The organism is Stieleria varia, from assembly GCF_038443385.1.
GTDB lineage: Bacteria > Planctomycetota > Planctomycetia > Pirellulales > Pirellulaceae > Stieleria > Stieleria varia.
Genome location: NZ_CP151726.1, coordinates 7,625,218 through 7,648,214, shown reverse-complemented (window position 1 = coordinate 7,648,214; position 22,997 = coordinate 7,625,218). Strand labels below are relative to the sequence as shown.

Here is a 22,997-nt window from a genome sequence, read left to right as displayed (position 1 = left end):
AACCAGTCGTAACAGGATGAGGCATTGGCGGTCGTGGAAAATCTAATCAATGAGTTCAATGAGCTGATGTTTGTCGGGCCGCTTTGGCCCGCGTCCCTGCTTGTCTGCATGATGGTCATCTACGCCATGATTGCCGCGTTGGGGTTCATCGATCTTGGACTTGACGGACCTGACATTGACCTGGATGCGCCCGGTCTAGATGTCCCTGAAATCGACGTGCCCGAATTTGACGTTCCCGACCTGGATGTCCCGGACGTAGGCGTCGGCGGAGGTGACGTGGACATTTCGCACCCCAGCGGACTGGACTTTCTCAGTGGGATCGGTGCAACTTCGATCCGACTGACGAACTTCGGACGAGTCCCCCTCATCATCTGGGCGGGTGTCTTCACACTGGCCTTTTGGATCATCTCATACGCCTTTTGGCACAACTTTGATGTCCATCGATATTCCCCGACCTGGGTGCCATCCATCCTGCTGGCGATCCGAAATTGGGTTTTAGCGATCATCGTGACTAAAGCGGTCACGCAGCCGGTCGTTGGCAAGTTCGCGCCAGAGCCTGGTTACGACAAAGACAGGTTATTGGGAGCAACCTGTGAAATTTGGTCTTACGAAGCAACCCCTACCTTTGGGCAAGCTAAGTTTCGGACGAACGCTTCACCGCTGCTGCTGAACGTCCGCACAGACGGACCGACCGTCACCAAAGGAACGGAAGTGCGGATCATTGACTTTGACCCTCTGAAACGGGTCTACACCGTCTCAAACATTCAACCGGAGAAACAATCGTGACGTTTGCCTTTTTATTGCTCGGTGAGGGCCTCATCAATGGCTGGACCATCGGGTTAGCCATCGTTCTTGTGATCGCATTCGTGATTTTCGCGATGATCAAGAACTGTTACATGGTGGTTGGCCCTGACAAAGCCATCGTCAAGACAGGGATGGGCGGGTTGGATGTCACCACGGCTGGCGGTCGCTTGATCGTCCCGGTCTTCCACCGCTATGAATTCATGGACTTGACTCTCAAAAGTTTTGAGATCAGTCGTCAGGGTAGCGAAGGATTGATCTGCAAAGACAACATTCGTGCCGACATCAAAGTCGCATTCTTCATCCGCGTCGATAGCAGCGCGGAACAAATGAAGGAAGTCGCACAGTCGATCGGTGCCAAGCGTTGCTCGGAGTTGGAAACACTCCGCGAGTTGTTCGACGCTAAATTCTCCGAAGCGTTGAAAACAGTCGGCAAACAATTCGACTTCATCGAGCTGTACGACCAACGCGACAAGTTCAAATCGGAAATCCTCAAGGTCATCGGACTTGACCTCAACGGATACCACCTCGACGACGCTGCGATCGACTATCTGGAGCAGACTCCCCTGGAAATGCTTTCGCCCAGCAACATTCTGGACGCCGAAGGCATCAAGAAGATCACCGAGCTGACTTCGCAGGAAAAGGTCAAGGAAAACCAGTTCACCCGCGACAAAGAAAAGACGCTGAAGAAGCAGGACGTCGAAGCGGAAGAAACCATTTTGGCTCTGGAACGCCAACGCGTCGAAGCGGTCGAGAAACAAAAACGCGAGATTGCCGAAATCACGGCCCGCGAACAAGCCTCCGCGGCAAAGGTCCAGCAGGAGCAGCGTCTGGAATCCGAGCGTGCCCGCATCACCACCGAAGAAGAACTCGGGATCGCAACCGAAAACAAAGATCGCCAAGTCTTGGTCGCCCAACGCAACAAGGAGAAGACGGACGCCGTCGAGCTGGAACGCGTCAACCGTGACCGTGACTTGGAAGCCACCGAGCGGATGCGTTTGGTCGGCGTCGCCGAGATCGAGAAAGAAAAGGCGATCGAAGTCGAAAAACGAAACATTCAAGAAGTCATCCGCGAACGGGTCGCCGTCGAGCGTGCCGTCGTGGAAGAACAAGAGCGAATCAAGGACACCGAAGAGATCGCCAAGGCCGAGCGGGCCAAGAAGGTCCAAGTGACCGCCGCAGAAATGCGAGCCGAAGAAGAATTGATTCGTCAAACCAAGTTGGCCCAGGCCGAAAAGGAATCCAGCGAACTGTTTGCTGAAAAGATTCGCATCGAAGCCGAAGCGAAACGCGATGCGGCCGAGAACGAAACCGCCGCCGCCAAAATGTTGGCCGAAGCCGAGTCGGCACAAGCCGCCGCCATCGGATTGGCAGAAGCAAAAGTCCAAGAGGCCAAAGCAACCAGCCTGGAAAAGGAAGGGGCGGCCGAAGCCAGCGTGCTGGAAAAGAAAGCCGTTGCCGAAGCCAAGGGGATCGAAGCCAAGGCAGCCGCTATCGAAAAGCAAGGTTTGGCAGAAGCCAACGTCGACTTGGAGAAGTACCGCAGCGAAGCGATCGGTATCACCGAGAAGGCCGAAGCGATGAAGATTCTGGATACCGTCGGAAAGGATCACGAGGAGTTCAAGCTGAAGCTGGCCAAAGAAAAAGATGTCGAGATCGCAGCGATCGATGCCCAACGCGGCATCGCCGAAAGCCAAGCCGGTGTTGTCGGCGAAGCACTCAAGGCGGCTCGCATCGACATCGTCGGTGGCGACGGAGAGTTCTTCGAACAGATCACTTCGGCGGTCAAAGGCGGCAAAGCCATCGACCGATTTGTTTACAACAGCAGAGTGGCTACGGACATCAAAGACACGTTCTTTGACGGAAATGCGGAGTATTTCCGAGATCAGTTGACCAAGATGATGGGACAGTTCAACCTCGACACTGATGGCGTCAAAGACCTTTCCATCGCGGCCCTGATCGCCAAAATGTTGGGAATGGCAAATACAGAGGATGTCCGAGGCCAACTCACCAGCCTGCTCGGCATGGCTGGACAGGCCAATGTGGCTGATCAAAAGGCCGGTCGATTGCTGACAGCAAGCGTCGCAAAGCCCAACGGCAAAAAGGCTTAGTCCATTGTCAGTCTCTGATTGGTCCAAATCTGATTTTGGACACGCCCGCATCGCGGAGGTCGACATGATCTCCGCGATGCACCATTCCCGACGAGACGCCGTCACATCATCACTCCATAACACACTCCACAGGGGAGCCCGCTCGTGACCGACTCCCAACTCGCCGCTGGGACCTACGAGGTCCTCCGCAATCGACTACGCGACGCCGCGAAGGACCTACGTGGTCGGCTTGCCAAGCTGAACACCGCTCGCGCCGATGTCTTCGGCAACATTGAGACGAAACTGCTCTCCACCGAGAGAGTCACCACGGAGCACAATTGCATCCCGCGTGACTTGGTATCCGTCGGTGACAAGTTTCTGTTCGGATACAACGTGCAGTTCGGTCTCAAAACAGAAATCGAACTCGCTGATGTGTTTTCCGTATACCGATTCGCAGATAATCATTTTCACGAAGATTCGCTGGATCTGATCGGTGCAGCGGGTTTCAAAAACGATTTCCACGAACTGTATCGGTTCTACAAAGACACCAAGTTTTCTCGATTCTTTCGCGTCGGGCCCATGTTGCACATGGTTTTCCAAGTCGGAAAGACCCAACGCGACATCAAGTCGTTCAAGTGGCGTGTCACACCGACAAGCATCGAGTACATCGATAACCGCAGCGAGCACGAAATTCGAGAGCCCGAGCAGCACGAGTTTCGCTGGACCCGCACCACCCGTGATCAACATCGCTACGGCGAGCACCCACACATCTCGATCGAAGACATCGTTTTCGTCGAAACGGTCGGTGGCGACCTGACCGTCAAGGTTGAGAACAACACCGGCAGCGGCGAAGGAATCTACGCCGAGCCGGTCGACCATGCCGACCAAACTCTCGACGATGCGGAGATCCACTATGCGGTCCTTGGCAATCTCGTCTTGCTCAAGATCAAACCGTATCAGGAAAGTGCGACTCGCTTTCTGGTCTACAACAGCAAGATTCAAAAAGTCAGCCGGATTGACGAGATCCAACACGCTTGCGTGATGCTGCCCAGCGATCAAGGATTGATTTTCCCCGGCGGCTATTACTTACAAACCGGTGAATCCAAACGATTTGATACCGGTCTGTCCGACATGCGTTACCAACGCACGATCGCCGCATCCAATGGCGAGGACTATTTGTACCTGTTCTACGCTCCCGAATCGGGCACCTATGTGCAACTACGGTACAACTTGATCCGGCAAACGGTCGAGACCCCACTGATCTGTCACGGCCAAACATTCTTTGAACGCGGTGAAATGGTTTGCTTTCGCAGCCAAGAGGAACCGCAAAAGCATCACGCGATCCAAATTTGGCAGACGCCGTTCACGGGTGCCAACTACACGCCCGAGAACCAAACCGATTCTTTGCTGTTCAAAATCGGCAACAAAGAAATCGTGCGAGGGATGGCCGAATGCAGTGAAATCCTGCAACTGATCGACAAGGATGACAGTTACGACGGTCTCTACTTGGACCTGGGCAAGAAATCGGCCGATGTCCTGGACAGCTACTTTTGGATCGACAAGGACGAAACCGAAAAACTCTCCGAGCCGTTGCAGAAAATCCGTGACGCCGCAAATGCCGCCGTCGAGGAATTCGAAAAGGTCAGCCGTGTTCGGCGTGATACTCAGGCAAAGACCAAGGAAGTCCAGTCGTCGATCGAAGCGCTGATCAAACATATCGAGCGCAGTCGTTTCGAGTCGATCGACGACTTTGTGGCATCGTTGGCAAAGCTGCGACAGGAACGCGGTCACGCGATTGGATTGAAAGAGCTGCGTTATGTTGACGAAGCCGTGGTTGAGCATCTGGAACAGACCACGGCCGAACGAAGCGAGCGTTTGTCTCGCCGTTGTGTCGATTTCCTGCTCACACCCGGTGCGTTGGACCCCTATGTTCAGCGAGTCGCCAAGGCGAGCGAGCAAGTGCCCGCGATCTCAACGGTCGCCGAATCCAAGAAACTCGGGGAAGAAATCGACGCCGCGGGATCGCAGTTGGAGCTGCTGACCGAAACGGTGAGCAATCTGCGCATCGAGGACACCACCAAACGCACTGAGATCATCGATTCCATCGGTGACGTGTTTGCATCGCTCAACCGCGTTCGCAGTGCCCTGAAAGCACGCACGACGGAACTCGTCGGTACCGAGGGACGCGCCGAGTTTGCATCGCAATTGAAACTGTTGGAGCAGACGACGTCCGGTTATTTGGATGTCTGTGACTCGCCCGAAAAATGCGACGAGTACCTTACCAAGGTGATGGTCCAGTTGGAGGAACTTGAGGGCCGTTTCGCAGAATTCGATGACTTTGTCGTCCAACTCGCCACGCGGCGAGAAGAAGTCTACGCGGCGTTTGAGTCGCGTAAGATTCAACTGGTCGAGAAGCGAAATCGTCGCGCAGAGTCGCTTTCCTCGGCGGCTGATCGCATCTTGAAAGGGATCGACAACCGCGTTCGAGGAATGGACACGATCGACGACATTGCCGCTTACTTTGCCGGCGACTTGATGGTCGAGAAAGTTCGTGACATCGTCACGCAACTGCAGGACCTGGACGACGCGGTGCGTGTGGAGGATTTGCAAAGCCGACTCAAGACGATCCGCGAAGACTCAATCCGTCAACTCAAGGACCGCCAGGAGCTGTTCGAGGACGGTGGCGACATCATCCGATTGGGCGAGCAACGTTTCGCCGTCAACACGCAACCACTGGATCTGACCACGGTGCTGCGTAACGACGCGATGTGTTTGCACTTGACGGGAACTCAGTATTTCCAGCCGTTGGTCGATGACGCACTGGCTGCCAGCCGGGACCTTTGGAACCAGGAACTGATCAGCGAGAACGCGCAGGTGTATCGTGGCGAGTATCTGGCGGTCGACCTTTTCGAGAGTGCACACGCGGCCGGAGAAACGCTGGACGCGTCGAAGATCAATCCGGCTTGGGTCCAGGCAAAGATCGGCGGTCGATTTGACGAAGGCTACGCAAAGGGCGTGCACGATTTTGATGCTGCTGCGATCTTAAAAGCCTTGGTCACGATCGATGATTCGATCGGATTGTTGCGTCATGCCCCCAGTGTGCGAACAGCGGCGTTGTTGTGGTTTCACAAGATCCTGGACGCCAAGACTCGTAAAGAAATGACCGACTGGATCGGAGGCTTTGCCAAATTGGCCAAGGCGTATCCGAATGCCAAGCCGGCCGTCGAATTTCGCCAACGGCTGGAGGAGCTTGCCACCGCCGACGGTGCCATTTGGCAACCGCTGTTTCAAGCGAACGTCACCGCTGCTCGTGTTTCGCGCTACCTGTTTGATCAACTGATCCATCCTGGACGAAAGAACGTCGTCAGCGGACGCGCTGATGGCCTGTACCATCAGTTCATCGAAGCGGTGCCGCAGGCAGATTTGGACAAGTTGCTCGGCGCGGCGATCAAGAGCAATCAAGCCGATCCGGTGAGGTTGTTCGTGCTGTGTCGCAACTGGGCCGATGCATTCTTGGAGTCGCATTCCAAAACAGATGAAGTCGACCCGGCGATCTACTACATCGATGAATTGAGCTGGCTGATCGCCTCCGGTGGTGACAGCAATTCCAATGTGGCAAAAGTGAACATCGCCACCACGCTTCAGGAGATGGCGGGCAGTCACTCGCGAATCCACGGCGGCAAAATGCAACTGCACTATCACGAGCTGCTTGGTCGTGTGCGTCACTACCGCAACGATGTCGTGCCACGCTTCAAACAGTTGCACCAAACCAAGTCACGTTTGGTCGATGCGGCTCGTGCCGATATGCGGTTGGAGGAATTCAAACCTCGCGTGCTGACCAGTTTTGTCCGCAACCGATTGCTCGATGAAGTCTATTTGCCGCTGATCGGCGACAACCTCGCCAAGCAAATGGGCGCCGCGGGCGAAAACAAGCGGACGGACCGAATGGGCTTGTTGTTGCTCATTTCGCCGCCGGGTTACGGAAAGACCACGTTGATGGAGTACGTCGCCAATCGGTTGGGCATCGTATTCATGAAGATCAACGGTCCCGCCATCGGGCACCAAGTCACGTCACTCGATCCCGCCGAGGCACCCAATGCCGCCGCTCGCGAGGAAGTCGAGCGGTTGAATTTGGCGTTGGAAATGGGCGACAACGTCATGCTTTACCTAGACGACATCCAGCACACCAATCCTGAATTCCTGCAAAAGTTCATCTCGTTGTGCGACGCCACGCGCAAGATCGAAGGCGTCTCCAATGGCAAGACACGCACCTACGATTTGCGTGGTCGTCGCGTCGCCGTCGTCATGGCGGGCAATCCCTACACCGAAAGCGGCGAGCGATTCCAAATCCCGGACATGCTTTCCAATCGAGCCGACGTTTACAACCTCGGTGAAATCATCGGTGACTCGGCCGACGCGTTCGAAATCAGTTACCTCGAAAACTGCTTGACCAGCAACCCCGTTCTGGCACCGCTTTCTTCCGCCGCACCGGAAGACGCTCGGGCGGTCATCATGGCCGCTCAACGCGATTCACTCGAAGGCATCGAACTGAAGAGCAATTTGTCGATGGACCAAGTCCGCGACATGTACGAAGTCATGCGCAAACTGCTTCGCGTCCGCGACGTCGTCCTGCGGGTCAATCGCGCGTACATCCGATCTGCCGCACAGGCCGACGCGTATCGCACCGAACCGCCGTTCAAGTTGCAGGGTAGTTACCGAAACATGAACCGCATCGCGGAGAAGGTTGCCGGAGTGATGAACGATGCCGAACTGCAATCGTTGATCGTGGGCAGCTACGAGCAAGACGCCCAAACGTTGACCACGGACAACGAAGCCAACGTGCTGAAGTTCAAGGAGTTGATGGGCATCCTGACAACCGAGGAAAAAGAACGCTGGGACGCGATCAAGTACGCGTTTGTCGAGAGCGTTCGCATGTCAGGTATGGACAGCGAGGATCAAGCAGGGCAGTTGATGCGGCAACTGGCATCGATGCGAGACGGATTGGAGTCGATACGTCAAGTCATCTCCAGGGCGATCGCCGCACAGAGCGATGGAGCCGAGGAGCGGATGGACACGCGGATCGACTCGATCCGCCAAAGCCTGACCGCGTCGGCGGACCAACTCGCCGGGACGCTCAAACAGACCGGCGAACAGCTCAAACGGATCAGCGAATATCAGGCAACGGCGGCACCGCCCGACCAAAAAGTATACGTGCAACACAAGGTCCCTCGTGTCTTGGCAGACCTGATCAAGGGACAGTTTCACCTCATGCAAGAATGGTTGCGTCCGATCTTGTCCGAGTCATTGGATAACGGCCGCGACTTGAGTCGCCTGAAGGCTCAGCTCGACGAGTTGGCTGCGAACTATCGCGAGATCGAAGACACCTTTGATTCCGCCAGCGGCGAACAACCATGATGAATTTCAATCCACTCGGACGTGAATCGTCCTGAGCCGCTCTGAGACGGCGAGCACTTTGCCAAAGTCGATCTTCTCCGCGAGGGCTTTGGGATCCATCGTCGTCTTGAGGATCAGGTTCGTCGACGTTCCCCGTCGCACCATTTGGTAATCAGCATCATCGAGCTGTTTGATAAGCTGATCGCGTACAGATTCGATATCGGCATCAACACGATGCAACAGTGTCATTCTGATGACCTGATCAGACGCAACATTGAACGTGGACGCCTCGGCGCCGCTTGGGAAACCGGGTGGTCGGGCGGATGGTCGATTTCTGGACGGTGCCATCTCTGGTCCAGGGCCGAAAGCGCCGGAGTATTCCGATGACGGAAAGCCGGGGCGATGGCTTCGATCAAAGGGGTCGCCCAGGTTTTCATTCTTGATTGCACCGTACAGCACGGAACTAAATAACAGCGACCCGAATGCCAAGTATCCGCCTGCAGATAGTCGGGCGATGCCAAAAATCTTCCACAGCCACAACGCCAACGAGAACATCACCGCGAACCCGACCAAGGAACCGATCAACGCCCCCACGTTTGCCGGATTGGTGAATCCGGAGAAGTCCAGCTTATCATTGCGCGAGAGACGGCTCATTAGCTTGAAAGCGACTCCCATGCACACCAGGACGATTGTTCCCGCACCAGCCCCTGCTGCTTGCGCGCCCACTTTGTCCCAAAATTTTTGCACCAAGTGTTGGCGTGGAATGAACAGCAAGCCAATGATGACCAGTCCGACAGGAATACTCACCGCCGCAACGACGAGAATGAGCGGGTAGAAAATACAACTGATCAAAATCGCCACGTTGAAGACCGTGATCGCGGTGACCCAAAGATGGGAGGCGACCCAACGCATGAAGCCTCCGCCGGAACCTTTGGCCGCCTTGCCGGTTCCTGCATAAGGATTACCGCCGGCGTAGGGATTGGCACCCATGGCTGGGCTGGTTGCTCCGCCCGGAATCGCTCCTGTCGGCAGATTCAATGCGTCAAAATCCATGGCACCGGTGGCGGGTGCGAGACCGGGCGTCGGTGACGAGAACGGATCGAAGCCCGCGGGCGGTGGACTAGGGACAGGTGCAAATACAGGTGCGTTCGGCCCTGGTTGCGGTTTCGCAGCGGGAATCGTCACGTTGGACTGGCACTTGGGGCACTTGGCGATCGCGGGCCGATCCAAGGGTTTCACAGACATCTTGGACGCACATTGTGAACACGAGACGATCAGATTACCGGCTGGGGTGGCCGGTTTTGGGCTTTGAGGCGTCCTCGCCGGTGCTGGACTTCCCGGGGATGGACTCGCCTGGGGTGGACTCGCAGGTTGCCCGAATGCGGGCACGACCAACACGGACATGCATTTGGGGCACTTGACTTGTTTGCCCGACATCCCAGCACTGACCGACAAGACTTGGGAGCATGTGCCGCATTTGATGTTCATTGCACTCAAGAAAGTCGCCCCTGTGTGATGTCTGTCAGGTTTTCTTGCCCGACCGTTGGTTGTCGATGTCGGCCTGGAAAGGCCGACGTGCTGGTCATCATACCATCGTGTCTTTGACCGCAAGTTGCCGAAAAAGTTCCTCGATGATTGGGTTCTTGAGTGTACGATTTTCCGCAAGAACCGTAAGACTGTTCCGAATGCCCAGATTCACCCGTTGTAATGGGATTCGCCAGAATTCCCTTCCCAGAACTAAATCCTTGATCCAGACGGAAACTGCAACCTATGTTCATTGAGAGTTGCGGTATAACGCACCACACAAACGGCCGGTTTCGTGCGTTTTGGGGATCGCACACGTTCTCCTGATCGGGTGTGACAACACATCGGCGCCCTGTCGGCTGTCGATTCGGGCCTGTGTCTTGAGGAGGGGAATTCTGGCGAATCCCATTACGAGTTTCGCCGGCGACTGTTCACTCGCTCACTTCGCAATCTCACTCGTTTATGCAATCTCAATCGTGTAATTTGGCCGTCTGAGTTTTTTCCGTTTTTTGCCAAACAAGGCTTCAACATGTCATTCATCATCGGATTGATTCTAGGCATCATCGTCTACAGCTTCTTTCGCTGCATCGCCGGCGGACTGTACACGGTCAGCCCCGATCAACGAGCCGTCGTCACCAGCTTTGGAAAAGCCGATCGGTTGCGTGCCGTTGAACCACCACCGGGCGACGAGGGGGCATCCGGTCTCAGCAGCGAAGAGCAGAACCGGTACGAGTACCCGCAGGTAAGAGTCGTGAGACCCGGCGGTCCGTACTTCAAAATGCCTTGGCAAGACGTCCACAAGGTCAGTGTGGCCACGCAAGCGGTCGACTTGTCATGGGACCCCTCGAAGTCTCAGGATACGATCGAAGCCGTCACCAAGGACAACCTGACCACGGGGATCAACGGTCAGCTTCGCTACCGTATCAGCGAGAGCAACCTCTATCCCTATTTGTTCGGCGTCGCCAGCCCGCTGGAACATGTGATGGGCTACTTCGTCTCTGTTCTACGAGAACGCGTCGCGAATTTTGTCGATCCCAAGGGCCAAAATCTTCTCGCGGCGACCGCTCCGGAGGGCGAACCTGAAATGTCGACCAGCGCGGTGGATCTCTCCGAAGGCGTCTCGATCAACGACCTGAGAAAGAACTTGCCGCTGCTAAATCAGTACATGGAGGAACAGTGCCGTTCCACCACGGGACGTTACGGCATCGAACTCGATGCTGCCTTGATCACGGAAATTGACCCGCCGGCCGAAGTCGACCGAGCGCTGTCGGCGATCAACAGCACTCGCAACCAAGTCGCCGCCGATCTGAGTACCGCTCGAGCCGATAGCGAGCAGCAGATCACGATGAGTGCCCGCGCCGTTGAGATCGCGACCAACAACGCACAAGCCGAAGTGGCACCACTTCGTGAACTTGCGCAAACGCTGACTGAGATCAAAAAGGAAGGCGGCTCGTCTTGCTTGCGTGCCTACCTTCGCAACGCACGCATTCCTCTGTATTCGATCGCCAACCGAGTGATTGAGACGACTGACAAGGGTGAACCGGGATAGCCAACCGATCGACCACGGCTTTGGACGATACACATTCGAACTCTTTTTTTAGTTGGATAATACGATGGGATGGTTTGTCGGCGGTTTTGTTTTTGGGATGATGTTGATCCCCTTGATTCTCGGGGTCGCGAGATTCTTTGGCTTGTACGTGTGCGTCGGTGAATGCAAATCGCACGTGTTCACGCTGTTTGGAAAGGTCATCGGCACGATCGACGAACCAGGGCTGCACATTCCGGTTCTCCGCTTCGGAGGCAGGGCGATGCTGGTGCCATTTTTTGGAAAATCGTATGTCGTCGACACTTCGCTGCGACAACATTATCTACGTAGCCAGATGGTCAATTCGGAGGAAGGTACGCCGATGGGTGTCGGCATCTGGTACGAAATGCGTGTCACCGAACCGGTCTCCTACTTGTTCACCAACGCAAATCCAGATGGTTCGCTGCAGGCAAACGTGACCAGTTCGACGATTTCGACGCTCAGCAATCTTGAGATGGAAAAGATGCTGGAGGATAGACACTCGTTGAGTCGAACCGTTCGGGAGACGGTTTCTCCGCTTTCGGAAAAATGGGGCTACACACTCGGTTCGGTCTACATTCGAAAGGTCGCGTTCACTGATCGGTTGATGGTCGACAACATCACCGAGAAAGTGGTCAAGCGTCTTGTGCAGGTCACCAGCGCGATGAAACAAGACGGTGAGAACCGCGTCGGTTTGATCAAGAGTGAAACGGCGTTCAAGGTGTCACAGAAAATGGCCGAAGCATCCGCGTCGCGTCCAAAGATTGTGGGCAAAGCGTTGAACGAGATTGCGGCCGTCGACAAAGAGATCTTGGACACCGTGCTGTCGGTGATGGAAGTCGACGCGTTGATCGCTTCCAACGCCTCGGTCGATCTCCTGCCGGAGTCGAGCAACCTGTTGTTGCAAGTGGGATCGGACAAGCAGTCAGGTGTGCGCCGTCGGGCGGGGAACGACGCCTAGTCGTAACGCGTAGGTCATGCTGTGCATGACGCAATCCGTCCAGCACAACCCGAACGCTTTGGACGGCTTCGAGCGTTTTGCTTGATCCAAACCGCCAAGCGTTTGGGCAGGCGTGCCGTATTCTGTCATGCAGAGCATGACCTACGATGCGTAGGGCATGGTGTGAGTTGGGCGGAGAGCGTAACGTAGTGCGTTTCTGCTCCTTCCCCGTTCACCTTTCTTGGCCCGGCTTCTGTGCGCGACTTCCTCAAACTGCATTTGGTAGTTGTGCTTTGGGGCTTCACTGCGGTCTTGGGAAACCTGATCGATCTGAGTGCTGCTCAAGTCGTTTTCATCCGCAGTTCACTTGCCGCTTTGATACTTGCGGTCATGCTACGCAGGTTTTTGATCATCGACCGTCGGTTGGCAATGGCATTGATCGGCAACGGGATGCTGTTGGGTGCTCACTGGGTGCTGTTTTTTCTGGCGGTCAAGATCTCCACGGTATCCATTTGCATGGTGGGAATGGCCACGGTTTCATTTTGGACCGCGGTGCTGGAACCGATGATGATCGCCAAGCAGCGATGGCAAGGCGTCAACTTGATCCTCGGTCTGGTGGTGGTCGGCGGCGTCTATCTGATCTATCGCGGCGAGACGCAGTTTCATGCGGGGATCGTGGTCGCGTCGCTCTCCGCGTTGTTGGCTTGTGTCTTCTCGATTTTCAATGGCGGTCTATCGGGACATGCTGGCGAGCGGGTCATCGTGATGTACGAGATGGCAGGTTCAGCGATCTTTTGCGCCCTTGCGTTGGGACTCTCGGAGTATTTCGGCTGGGGGCTTGCGTCCGATCGCTGGTTTCCCACGCTCTGGGAATGGGGATGGATTGCCATTCTGGTCCTCGCGTGCACGATTTATGCTTACCAGGTTTACGTCGAGCTACTCAAGCGGCTCAGTGTGTTCACGATCAACTTTGCCAACAACCTGGAACCCGTCTACGGCATCCTGCTCGGTTCGTTGCTATTTAGGGATCATCAGCGGATGGGAGCAAGCTTTTTTGCCGGAACTGCGATCATTGTCGTCGCGGTGATTGCCCAACCCTGGCTGGAACGTCGCCAGCGTCAAAGGCGTTGATGCCGCTATTGAGCGTCCCGAACTCCCGAAACGTCGCCCCTGATTTTTCGTCGCTTGATCTTCACCGCTCGTTTGGCTTTTCTTGAGCCCTGCGATGAGATTTCAACTTGGTTCCCTTCATTTGACGAAGCCGCAATCTGATGTACAGCGAAGACGAGATTCGAGTCGAGCAACTTGGAGAGTGCCGGTATGAGTCTCCGCTAACGCCTCTATTGGATTACCGTCAGTACTCGATCAACTACGTCGAAGAGTCCGATCGAATCTTGGTCGACAACACGGTCTCGTCATTGAGCGATGAGCTGCAATCGGGACGTGCTTTGACCGGATTGGAGCCAGCGGGTGCTCGTCGAAAGATCTTCTTTGATCCCGCAACAACGCGAGCGGGAATTGTGACCTGTGGTGGTCTGTGTCCCGGCCTGAACAACGTCATTCGTTCTTTGGTCAACGAGTTCACCCGGCGCTATCAGATCCAATCGGTTTTTGGTTTCTGCAACGGATATCAAGGCCTGGTGTCAGCTTCGGAGCGTCCGCCGGTGGAACTCACTCCCGATTCGGTCAAGGACATTCATGAACACGGCGGTACCATTTTGGGATCATCGCGTGGTCAACAGAATCCTAGCGAGATTGTCGATCGTCTATTGGAAATGGAGATCAATATTTTGATGGTCATCGGCGGTGATGGCACGATTCGTGGTGCGATGGCGATCGCAGAGGAGGTTTCAAAGCGGCAACTGGAGATCTCCGTCATCGGAGTACCCAAGACAATCGACAACGACATCATGTTCACCGATCAGAGTTTCGGTTTTCAAACCGCGATTGCGGAAGGCACCTCCGCGGTCCGCGCGGCGCATGTGGAGGCTTGCGGGGCACCCCAGGGTGTCGGGTTGGTCAAGCTGATGGGTCGACACAGTGGCTTCATCGCTTGCTATGCGTCTTTGGCGGTGAACGACGCAAACTTTGTGTTGATCCCCGAGGTGCCGTTTGAGCTGGATGGAGAACACGGCTTGCTCGCTTGCCTGAAACAACGGCTTCGGCAAAGCGGCAATGCGGTGATCGTGGTCGCCGAGGGCGCAGGACAGCACTTGATGCAACGTGTCAACCAAACGGATGCGTCGGGGAATCAGCGATTGGGTGACGTCGGTGTCTGGCTCAAGTCAGAGATCGAACGACATTTTGCTGAAAACGATTGGTGTTTGAACCTCAAGTACATCGACCCCAGCTATGTGATCCGCAGTGTGCCGGCCAATCCGTATGACAGCGTCTACTGTTCGAGGTTGGCTCACAACGCGGTGCATGCGGCGATGAGTGGACGGACCAAGATGGTCGTCAGTCGTTGGCACACCCGATTTGTTCACGTCCCGATGTCGTTGGCGATTCGTGAGCGAAACTGCGTCGACCCCAACGGCGACCTCTGGATGACTGTCTTGGAATCCACCGGCCAGCCGCCGCGGTTTGGTTGAACTCAGATCGGCAAAAGTGGGTGATTTTCGTCCAGAAGGATTGATTTCTGGGGCGATATTGGTGGACCAGTGTCTTCGGTCTTGCGATGGTCCGCCGGGATTGAGGATGATCGGCAATCCAATCACACCCTTTTTTACCAGCAAATCGCTTTTCCGCCACGTGACCAAGATTGATCGCTACGTCCTGTTGCTGTATTTGCGAACCGTCTTGGTTTGCTTTTGCTCATTGGGGGGCATTTTTGTGGTCTTTCACGCATTCACCAAGATGGACCAGTTGCTCGCAATGGCGTCCGATGGCAGCGGGATGGTGTCTGTGATGGCACGTTACTACGGGCCCTACATGGTGCTGCTATTTGATTGGACGGGCGCGATCATTTCATTGATGGCATTCTTGTTCGTTGTCGGTTGGCTACGAGGGACCGGAGAGTTGACGGCAACGTTGGCCGCCGGGATTTCGCATGGTCGGATTTTTCGTCCGATGATTTTTGCGGCCGCCGTGTTGGTTTTGGTCCAGTTGGCCAGTCGTGAACTGTTGATCCCCAACATGCGTGACGCGTTGTCGCTCAAGGCCAGCGATTTGACGGGCGATGCGGAGCAGTTGATCTCGCCCAGTTACGATCAAGCCAACGGGATTTTGCTGGAAGGCAAGTCGATCAAGCCGCGAAGTCGTCTCGTATTGGAGCCGAGTTTCCGCCTCGACGGCGATTTCCCTGGATACGGCGATGTGCTGATGGCCGATACGGCGCAGTGGATGGCGGCGACCGAGGAACATCCCGAAGGTTACTTGTTGCAAAACGTGGTGGATCCCGAGAACATCGATTCGCTGCCGTCACTGGCTGCAGGCGATCGGCCGGTGTTGATGACATCGCGGGATCAAGTTTGGTTGAGCACGCGTGAGTGTTTCGTTGCAACGACGGTCAACACGGACATCTTGCAGACGGACCAGTCGTCCACGCGATTGTGCTCCAGCGCAGAGCTCGTCAAGCGTCTGCGAAATCCAGCCGTACACAACAGCATGAAGACACGCGTGCTGTTGCATGAGCGACTGATCCGAGTCCCCCTAGACTTTTCGCTTTTCCTGCTCGGGTTGCCACTGGTGATCAATCGCCGTGGACGCAATCTGTTTGTGATGATCGGTATCGCGATCGGAACGGTGATCGGATTCTTTGTGCTCAAGACCGTTGCCAGCGCGATGGGAGGCAACGGCTACCTTGTTTCGCCAGCCGTCGCCGCTTGGCTGCCTCTGATCATCTTGGGGCCGTTTGCGTATGTGCGATTGCGAGAAGCCCATTCGCTATGACGTCTCACAGCGTTTCGGTGATCATCCCGACGTTGCGAGAGGAAGGCTCGATCGCAGAGACGATTCAATCGGTGATCGATGCGGGAGCGGATGAAATCATCGTTGCCGACGGCGGCAGTGAGGATCAAACGATCGCTGTCGCGCGTGCCGCTGGAGTTGATCAAGTGGTGGAGTCGTCGCCGGGACGAGGTATCCAATTGGCCAAGGGTGCCGAGGTGGCGTCGAGCGAGTGGCTATTGTTCTTGCACGCCGACAATCGCTTGGCTGTGCAGTGCATTGATCAAATCAGGCAATTGGATGCGGAGCAGATTTGGGGCGCGTTTGAGCAGTCCATTGAAGCGACGGGATGGCTTTATCGATGGCTTGAGACGGGTAACGCGGCGCGAGTGCGATGGCGTCAGATGCCTTTCGGTGACCAAGCGATTTTCGTTCGCAGGCGGGTGTATCATCAGGTCGGCGGTTTTCCCGCGATACCATTGATGGAGGACGTTGAGTTCTCTCGACGGCTCCGCAAAGTTGGTCGAGCCCTTCTGTTGCCCGGCCCGGTGCTTGTGGATGCCCGCCGTTGGCAGCGTCGCGGAGTCGTGCGTCAAACGGCACGCAATTGGACGATCCAGATCGCGTACCGCATGGGTGTTTCGCCGGACCGATTAAGAGCTTGGTATCGGTAGACGGCGCAATCGTGGGGTTCAGACTACTAGCCCGGATGATTCACGCGACTCACTGCGGGTTTCGCAATGCGTTTGCACGAAACGGTTTGCGCGTATTGGTATGAAAACAGTCTGCGCATATGAGCCGCCACGCGATAGCGTCCGGTTCTCACGCCTATACTCGGGAACCGGACGCTATCGCGTGCCGGCTGATGAATAATCCGCGTCTAGTATCGGTCTTGCTCGGACTCGGCCCAGACGCGGGCGGTCTCGTCGTCCCAGTCCACGTGGATCACGCTGGGATGGCAGCAAACCGGGCAATCTTCCACATAGTCCTGGTGCGAACCTGCCATCGGATCCAACGGAATCACGATTTCTTCACCGCAGTGGTCACACACGTACATCCCGTCGGTATCAAATGTCTTTTCGTCGCCCATGAAAATGTCCTGCGCTGTTGGTTGGCTGACAGATAGGGGTTGGCAAATGCGGCGTCGATGGGGCGTTTTACAGTGGTTGCCAGTGTCGGCAGCGAGAATCCAACGAAACTTTCGCTGCCAGTAATCGTTACAACAATAACGTTTCTACTCTCTTGTCAAGGAATTTCTTTGTGAACATCTCAACGTTCAATCGGCGTCAAGCGCTCACCGCGGGCATCGCTGCGTCGGCGATGATGACCACGCGTGGCCTATTTGCGGAGCAGTTGGTGCAGACGGCTGCGATGACAGAAGGTCCGTTTTACCCAGACAAGTTGCCTTTGGATACAGACAACGATCTGCTGGTCATCAACGACGCGATCACACCTGCCGTCGGCGAGATCACACATTTAACAGGAAAAGTGTTGACGGCCAGTGGATCTCCCGTTCGCAATGCGTATGTGGAGATATGGCAAGTCGACAATCAGGGAGCCTATTTGCACACCGGCAGCAGCAATCGCGAACGTCGCGACGGAAATTTCCAAGGATACGGTCGATTTTTGACCGACTCCGCTGGGCGCTACTACTTCCGAACGATCAAACCGGTGCCATACCCCGGTCGCACGCCACACATCCACTTTGCCGTCAGCCAATCCGGCAAGCGAGTCCTGACGACTCAAATGCTGATTGCTGGCGAAAAACAGAACGACACAGACGGTTTGGTGAAACGCATCCGTGACCCCGAGGCGTTGAAGTCCATTTTGGTGGATTTCAAGCCGATGGCGGAGTCCACCCTGGGTGAACTGACTGCAAATTTTGACATCGTTTTGGGCAAGACGCCAAAAGATGGCTGATGATCGGTCGCCGATCGCGACCGTTTTCCGTACTAACTCGTAGCAGCATTCCTTCCCCCCAACCCTTTTGCTCCAAGAGACAATTCCCCATGTTCAAGAAAACACGAGCCCTGTTGATCCCAGGTTTGTTGGCGGCCGCGATGGCCGGAACCACAATCGCTCAAGACGGCGAACGAGAACGAGGACCACGCGACGGTGACCGCGGAGCGGAGCGTGGCCCCCGTGACGGTGATCGAGGCCCTGGCGGTCCGCGCGACGGTGATCGAGGTCCTGGCGGTCCGCGCGACGGTGACCGTGGACCGGGAGGTCCTCGTGGATTCGGCGGTCCGGGTGGCCCAGGTGGCGGTCCGGAAATGATGATGCGGATGATGCCCGTACTGGCTGCCTTGGACGCAGACCATGACGGCAAGATCTCCAAGTCAGAAATCGACAACGCCGCCGTCGCCCTTCGCACCCTGGACAAAAACAGTGACGGTCAACTGACCGCCGAAGAACTGCGTCCCGAATTCCCAGGTCGCGGTCCCGGTGGCCCGGAAGGACGTGGCCCTGGTGGACCAGAAGGTCGTGGCCCAGAAGGTCGTGGACCTGGCGGCCCAGAAGGTCGTGGACCTGGTGGTCGCGGTCCTGGCGGCCCAGAAGGTCGCGGTCCCGGTGGGGAAGCGTCTGTCGAGGGGGCCGTGCAACGTATGCTGCAAATGGACAAAAACAATGACGGAAGCCTGACCGCCGATGAACTGCCCGAGCGAATGGCTGCCATGATTGATCGTGCCGACTCCGATGGCGACGGCAAACTGTCCAAGGCCGAACTTACAAAGATGGCAGAAGCAAGAATGGCTCGTGGCGGCGAAGGCGACCGCCCACAATTCCGAGGTCGTGGGGGCGACCGAGAAGGTCAACCAGGCGGAGAGCGACCACGTCGTCCCGAGTCCGAGTGATCTCTCCCTCGCTGTGTAGCTATCGAAGACGCCGTGTCGATTCATTCGACGCGGCGTTTTTTCATTTCCTTGGACGAGATCGCGAAAGCCATCGATTCGATTTGTTTTTCTTGTCCCGATGCCTGATAATGAAACTCGACCGTCTTGCGATGCCCTCTCAGCGGAGAATCATTGATCATGAACAATAATGCGCCCAAGCAACGACGTGCGCTCAATGCAACGATGCCTGCGATGCTGTGCGCTGCACTTGTGATGGTGCTGAGCACTCAAGTCGCGTCGGCACAAATGATCACCACGCAGGCTCCGTTTCAACAAATCGGTTCTTCTTTCCATGAGCAGAACGGAGTTCAGTGGTCTATCGGGGGACCCAATTTTCAAGCCAACTTTGGCGGTGGAAATGTTCAGGCACCATTCGGAAATCCGGATCCCAATTCCGGTTTGCGTACAGGCATTGGTTTCGGCAGCGGACCGATCCGCGGCAGTCTCGGATTGAACTTCGCGCAAGGAAGTAGCCGATCAATCTCATCGACCACCCCGTCGCTGACGACCATGAACGGCTATCCGGGCTCCATTTCCAGCCAGACCATTCGCCCATTTGTCACCGGGGTCACTCCCGTGGTCTCCGGTGGCGGCTATGGCCAACCGCTGGAACAAATGCGAGCGACAGAACAAGCCTACACCGCGGCACAGAATCAATACTTGCAACAACGAATGCAAGCCAATGCGGATGCACAGCAAACCAGGGCGTTGGAGGTTTTCAATCGCGGACAACGCGCCGAGGCCGAAGGCGATCTGAAGAAAGCAAGAGCCAACTATCGCTTGGCGTTCGGAATGGCCGCTGGCCCGTTGAAATTTGAAGTTGCGAAACGACTGCAGGCCCGGGGGTGGTAGCGAACGGTGCGTAACGAATCATCTTTTTGGTTTGGGGGAGATGTGTTGTGGAGGGGAATTCTGGCGAATCCCATTACGGGCTACGCGGAACATACCAGCACGAAGCGCAAGCGAGTGAGTCGCCAAATTCACTCGCTTGCGCTTCGTGCTAGTATTTTTGACCGTCAGAGTGTTTTACAGCGTTGCACTACGGGGTTTGATGTTCGGTGCTCTTTGCCAGTGGCCAGATCCAGACGGTTGCGGTTCCCTGATTGTTGAAATAGAAACCGGGGACGTCATTGACGCTGAGATACAACCTTCCTCGGCGTGGAACCGAAAACGGGATGCCGGGCGTGATCACAAATGGCATCTCTGCGGGATCGTCGACACTGGCAACGAGTTGAAAGTAAGCGGCAGCCGGATTTCGTTTCAGTGGGGTTGATAGCCGCTGCAAGGCATTCAGATTTTCTGGTGCGATCACGCCGTCTGCATCGATGGGTTGCGTTCGGTCCTTCCATTGCGTCTCCTCTGTTAGGCCTCTCTGGATCGCCAAGACATACATCACACGCGGATCGACAGTCAGTTCCGTGTCAAGGATGTCGGAGGTGACAAAGGAGAGTTGAAAAGCTTTTGACTCAATGCCTTGGATGCCGGCAGGAATGTCGGCCATGCTCACTGATGTCGCGTCTGCACTCTGGATTCGCATTCGCAACACTATGTCGCGAATCGTGATCCAGATCGGAAATGCCAAGGCCACACTCAGAATCGAGAAGGCGACCGTGGGGACGACGATGTGGTCAAAGAACTTGATCCATGGGCTGCGCTCGGTAAAACGTCCGGCGAAACGGTCGTACCGGTCGGGTGAGAGTTCTTTACGCACAATGATCCGCTGGGACACTCTCCAAGCGTAGACACTCCATAGCCGCATCCGATTGCGACAGAAAGCATTGAGTTTGATCACTCCGTAGAACAACGCGGCGAAGATCGCAAAGCAAGTGGGGGAACCAAGAACTCCGACCAGTTGCTCACCCGCGACCGGGATCAAGGCTGTGGTCACCCAGTGCGCCAACGGACGCAGGATCAGGGCGAGAATCATGAAGCCCGCGGCGTTTAAGAAAATGGTCCGAATCGGATTCGGATCAGCCAATTCTGTGAGTTGGTCATCGAGTTCGTCTTGCGCCAAAACCCGTTTGCGAGATCGGTATGAGATCACTGCCAACGCGATCAAAGGCGGCGTGAGTACGATCAGCGGGATCGGCCCTAGGGGATTGATCTCGTGGAACGCGTCTGTCACGCGGGCAACACCATGATAGAAGAAGTTGTCGATGGGGGCCAAGAGTCCGGGGCGTTTGGACGTGACACCGACCACGAGGAACGCAATCGTGAGCGTAAAGAACGCGTAGTACAATCCTCGTCGAATCCGTGTGTAGCCGTACGTGATCCGCAGTGCCTGGCGGCGAGTTTCTTCCGGGCAGGCAGGGTCCACCGCTGTTGATTCGTCACGCAGCGTCTCACTTGCGGTGGACTTTTGAAGAGTCGATCGAGTCACCTCCTCCTCAGGTCGGCTTCGTTGTTTCCATCGATATTCGGTCGAGGACGCAGTTGGCACGCTACCGCGGAGCGTTGGGTCACGAAAGAATGAATCCTCGATTTGCGTCGTTGTCTGTGCACGGATCTGCTGCTCCAGGGTGCCAGCCGCTTCGTCGACTTCGACATAGTGATCGGGGCTTGGCAGGCCGATCGGGGCATATTGGTCTGTTCCGTTTTCAATGCGCTGCAAGACCGAGGTATGAATTTTTGGCTTGCGTTCGTCGTTCTGATAGGTCAAGCCGACTTGAGCAGACAGTTTTTCGACCGAGCGAGGTTTGTAGCGATAGTACAACGCCAGTCCACTGCGGGAGTCCGCGATCTGGCTGAGCGGATCCGCATTGTCTTCGTATCGGCGACGCGTGTTCGCTTCGAAAACAAGTCCGGCTTCCTCGGCCCGATCCATCATCCATTTGAGTGACACATAGGCGAGGTCGTCTTTGGCATAGCCTCCACCGACATTGGCATGCATTCCGGCGAACCATACCTGCTGGACATTCACGTTCTTTTTTCGCGTTCCGACGGGAGGACGTGTTTGATCCAAATCGTCATCGGTTGCCACAGACGCGTCCGGCTTGTCAAACTCGGTCCACAGAATGGGCCGAAATGCTTGGCGTTCATCATCCACCGCGATCGCGTGAAACGCGTTTCGGGTCAATGGATTCAAGTCGTCGTCACGCCATTGAGTCCAGTGACCATCGCGATGCCAGTTCAGTTGTGCGAACGTGGCCCATCGTAGCCCAGGTTTGCGAACCACTCGTTGCCAGAAACTCATCAGTCGTTGATTGACGTTGTCAAACGGAAATCCGACCGAAGCGACCGTGTCCCACACGCCGACGAACTCAATCGGTATTCTGCCTTTCTCTGGAGCGGCTGGTTCATTTTCGCGGTCTTCGAACGTAGCAGGCGGCTGGTAACTGGGTTCTCCGTCAGCGGATTTAGAGATGCCTGCCCGCAAACGAAACAGTTCAGCCAACGATCGCCCTGACGCATCCTTTACGTGGCGATGTTTGTACGCCTCCACCGCTCGCGTTGCCAAATCATCGATTTCATCGTTTCGCAGCAGGCGACCTGTGTGATGTCGGCAACTGGCAACGCCGCACCGATACAAAAGGTCTGAAAACATACGGACCGTGTACGCGCCCCGACTGAACCCGAACAAGTACACTCGATCGCCCGGCTGGTAGACTTGGATGAATCGCGAATACAGGGATTCCAAGTTCGCCGTGAGACCAAAGCTGATGGCTTTGCCCAAGATCTCCAGGGGCCGAAAACGGCTGGTTCCGACACCGTCCTGATACAGGACGACTTGAACGCGATCGTCTCGCTTTGGTATGCCTTGGTAAACCGCTTCGCGGATACGCCAAACATTCGTCGGCGTGACGGCTCCACCCACATTTCCCGTTCCGTCGCAACAAACCACAATGGTCTTCGGTTGGTTTCGATCACCATCAGTGGGTTGATCAGTCATCTGCAGCTCCATT

16 protein-coding genes are annotated in these 22,997 nt (G+C 55.8%); 12 read left to right on the top strand and 4 right to left on the bottom strand.

Translation table 11 applies throughout. From position 1 onward, the window contains the following. Positions 1-33 precede the first annotated feature (33 nt). The 3 genes from Pla52nx_RS25645 (at position 34) to Pla52nx_RS25635 (ending at position 8,306) form a co-directional block, all read left to right on the top strand. Complete coding sequence (locus Pla52nx_RS25645) at positions 34-786, top strand: DUF1449 domain-containing protein (protein WP_146518765.1); 753 nt, start codon at positions 34-36, stop codon at positions 784-786. Positions 787-878: 92 nt separating this feature from the next. Next, the gene (locus tag Pla52nx_RS25640) at positions 879-2,912 is read left to right on the top strand and encodes a flotillin family protein (protein ID WP_315854998.1); all 2,034 of its coding nucleotides are present in this window, start codon (positions 879-881) and stop codon (positions 2,910-2,912) included. Positions 2,913-3,056: 144 nt separating this feature from the next. Continuing rightward, positions 3,057-8,306, top strand: coding sequence for a DNA repair ATPase (locus Pla52nx_RS25635; RefSeq protein WP_146518764.1), 5,250 nt, complete (start codon positions 3,057-3,059; stop codon positions 8,304-8,306). Positions 8,307-8,312: 6 nt separating this feature from the next. On the opposite strand, the gene Pla52nx_RS25630 is transcribed toward Pla52nx_RS25635, so the two are convergent. Then, the gene (locus Pla52nx_RS25630) at positions 8,313-9,530 is read right to left on the bottom strand and encodes a hypothetical protein (protein WP_146518763.1); all 1,218 of its coding nucleotides are present in this window, start codon (positions 9,528-9,530) and stop codon (positions 8,313-8,315) included. Positions 9,531-10,338: 808 nt separating this feature from the next. Here Pla52nx_RS25630 and Pla52nx_RS25625 point away from each other — a divergent pair. The 6 genes from Pla52nx_RS25625 (at position 10,339) to Pla52nx_RS25600 (ending at position 16,875) form a co-directional block, all read left to right on the top strand. After that, positions 10,339-11,358: an SPFH domain-containing protein gene (locus tag Pla52nx_RS25625; RefSeq protein WP_146518762.1), complete on the top strand. Its 1,020-nt coding sequence runs from the start codon at positions 10,339-10,341 to the stop codon at positions 11,356-11,358. A gap of 64 nt (positions 11,359-11,422) precedes the next feature. Next, the gene (locus Pla52nx_RS25620) at positions 11,423-12,334 is read left to right on the top strand and encodes an SPFH domain-containing protein (RefSeq protein WP_146518761.1); all 912 of its coding nucleotides are present in this window, start codon (positions 11,423-11,425) and stop codon (positions 12,332-12,334) included. A 234-nt stretch (positions 12,335-12,568) separates the two neighbouring features. Then, positions 12,569-13,444, top strand: coding sequence for a DMT family transporter (locus Pla52nx_RS25615; RefSeq protein WP_146518760.1), 876 nt, complete (start codon positions 12,569-12,571; stop codon positions 13,442-13,444). Positions 13,445-13,584: 140 nt separating this feature from the next. Then, complete coding sequence (locus Pla52nx_RS25610; protein ID WP_146518759.1) at positions 13,585-14,904, top strand: ATP-dependent 6-phosphofructokinase; 1,320 nt, start codon at positions 13,585-13,587, stop codon at positions 14,902-14,904. 106 nt (positions 14,905-15,010) lie between these two features. After that, the gene (locus Pla52nx_RS25605) at positions 15,011-16,204 is read left to right on the top strand and encodes an LptF/LptG family permease (protein ID WP_231741762.1); all 1,194 of its coding nucleotides are present in this window, start codon (positions 15,011-15,013) and stop codon (positions 16,202-16,204) included. Beyond that, entirely contained in the window at positions 16,201-16,875 is a 675-nt protein-coding gene (locus tag Pla52nx_RS25600; RefSeq protein ID WP_146518758.1) for a TIGR04283 family arsenosugar biosynthesis glycosyltransferase, read from the top strand. The genes Pla52nx_RS25605 and Pla52nx_RS25600 overlap by 4 nt, the downstream gene beginning before the upstream one ends. A 206-nt stretch (positions 16,876-17,081) precedes the next feature. Here the strand turns inward: Pla52nx_RS25600 and Pla52nx_RS25595 are convergent, their stop codons facing one another. Beyond that, positions 17,082-17,291 carry a CPXCG motif-containing cysteine-rich protein gene (locus Pla52nx_RS25595; protein ID WP_146518757.1) on the bottom strand — a complete coding sequence of 70 codons (210 nt, stop codon included), beginning with the start codon at positions 17,289-17,291 and terminating at the stop codon, positions 17,082-17,084. A 170-nt stretch (positions 17,292-17,461) separates the two neighbouring features. Here Pla52nx_RS25595 and Pla52nx_RS25590 point away from each other — a divergent pair, with 170 nt between their 5' ends. Next, complete coding sequence (locus Pla52nx_RS25590) at positions 17,462-18,121, top strand: protocatechuate 3,4-dioxygenase (RefSeq protein ID WP_231741760.1); 660 nt, start codon at positions 17,462-17,464, stop codon at positions 18,119-18,121. A gap of 89 nt (positions 18,122-18,210) precedes the next feature. After that, on the top strand, positions 18,211-19,056 hold the full coding sequence (locus Pla52nx_RS25585; protein ID WP_197454340.1) for an EF-hand domain-containing protein: 846 nt from the start codon (positions 18,211-18,213) through the stop codon (positions 19,054-19,056). 41 nt (positions 19,057-19,097) lie between these two features. Here Pla52nx_RS25585 and Pla52nx_RS25580 read toward each other — a convergent pair whose 3' ends face one another. Beyond that, the gene (locus Pla52nx_RS25580; RefSeq protein ID WP_197454339.1) at positions 19,098-19,235 is read right to left on the bottom strand and encodes a hypothetical protein; all 138 of its coding nucleotides are present in this window, start codon (positions 19,233-19,235) and stop codon (positions 19,098-19,100) included. On the opposite strand from Pla52nx_RS25580, the gene Pla52nx_RS25575 reads away from it, so the two are divergent. Next, complete coding sequence (locus Pla52nx_RS25575; protein WP_231741759.1) at positions 19,234-19,947, top strand: hypothetical protein; 714 nt, start codon at positions 19,234-19,236, stop codon at positions 19,945-19,947. The two genes, Pla52nx_RS25580 and Pla52nx_RS25575, sit on opposite strands and share 2 nt — an antisense overlap. 187 nt (positions 19,948-20,134) lie before the next feature. Here Pla52nx_RS25575 and Pla52nx_RS25570 read toward each other — a convergent pair whose 3' ends face one another. Continuing rightward, positions 20,135-22,984, bottom strand: coding sequence for a DUF2235 domain-containing protein (locus Pla52nx_RS25570; protein WP_197454338.1), 2,850 nt, complete (start codon positions 22,982-22,984; stop codon positions 20,135-20,137). Positions 22,985-22,997 lie beyond the last annotated feature (13 nt).

What these genes read in the sequence shown, in the direction of transcription:
- Pla52nx_RS25640 (WP_315854998.1), top strand. Translation starts at nt 879, where the DNA reads ATGATCAAGAACTGTTACATGGTGGTTGGCCCTGACAAAGCCATCGTC.
- Pla52nx_RS25630 (WP_146518763.1), bottom strand. Translation starts at nt 9,530, where the DNA reads ATGTCTGTGAAACCCTTGGATCGGCCCGCGATCGCCAAGTGCCCCAAG.
- Pla52nx_RS25625 (WP_146518762.1), top strand. Translation starts at nt 10,339, where the DNA reads ATGTCATTCATCATCGGATTGATTCTAGGCATCATCGTCTACAGCTTC.
- Pla52nx_RS25620 (WP_146518761.1), top strand. Translation starts at nt 11,423, where the DNA reads ATGGGATGGTTTGTCGGCGGTTTTGTTTTTGGGATGATGTTGATCCCC.
- Pla52nx_RS25610 (WP_146518759.1), top strand. Translation starts at nt 13,585, where the DNA reads ATGTACAGCGAAGACGAGATTCGAGTCGAGCAACTTGGAGAGTGCCGG.
- Pla52nx_RS25605 (WP_231741762.1), top strand. Translation starts at nt 15,011, where the DNA reads ATGATCGGCAATCCAATCACACCCTTTTTTACCAGCAAATCGCTTTTC.
- Pla52nx_RS25600 (WP_146518758.1), top strand. Translation starts at nt 16,201, where the DNA reads ATGACGTCTCACAGCGTTTCGGTGATCATCCCGACGTTGCGAGAGGAA.
- Pla52nx_RS25595 (WP_146518757.1), bottom strand. Translation starts at nt 17,291, where the DNA reads ATGGGCGACGAAAAGACATTTGATACCGACGGGATGTACGTGTGTGAC.
- Pla52nx_RS25585 (WP_197454340.1), top strand. Translation starts at nt 18,211, where the DNA reads ATGTTCAAGAAAACACGAGCCCTGTTGATCCCAGGTTTGTTGGCGGCC.
- Pla52nx_RS25575 (WP_231741759.1), top strand. Translation starts at nt 19,234, where the DNA reads ATGAACAATAATGCGCCCAAGCAACGACGTGCGCTCAATGCAACGATG.
- Pla52nx_RS25580 (WP_197454339.1), bottom strand. Translation starts at nt 19,235, where the DNA reads ATGATCAATGATTCTCCGCTGAGAGGGCATCGCAAGACGGTCGAGTTT.
- Pla52nx_RS25570 (WP_197454338.1), bottom strand. Translation starts at nt 22,984, where the DNA reads ATGACTGATCAACCCACTGATGGTGATCGAAACCAACCGAAGACCATT.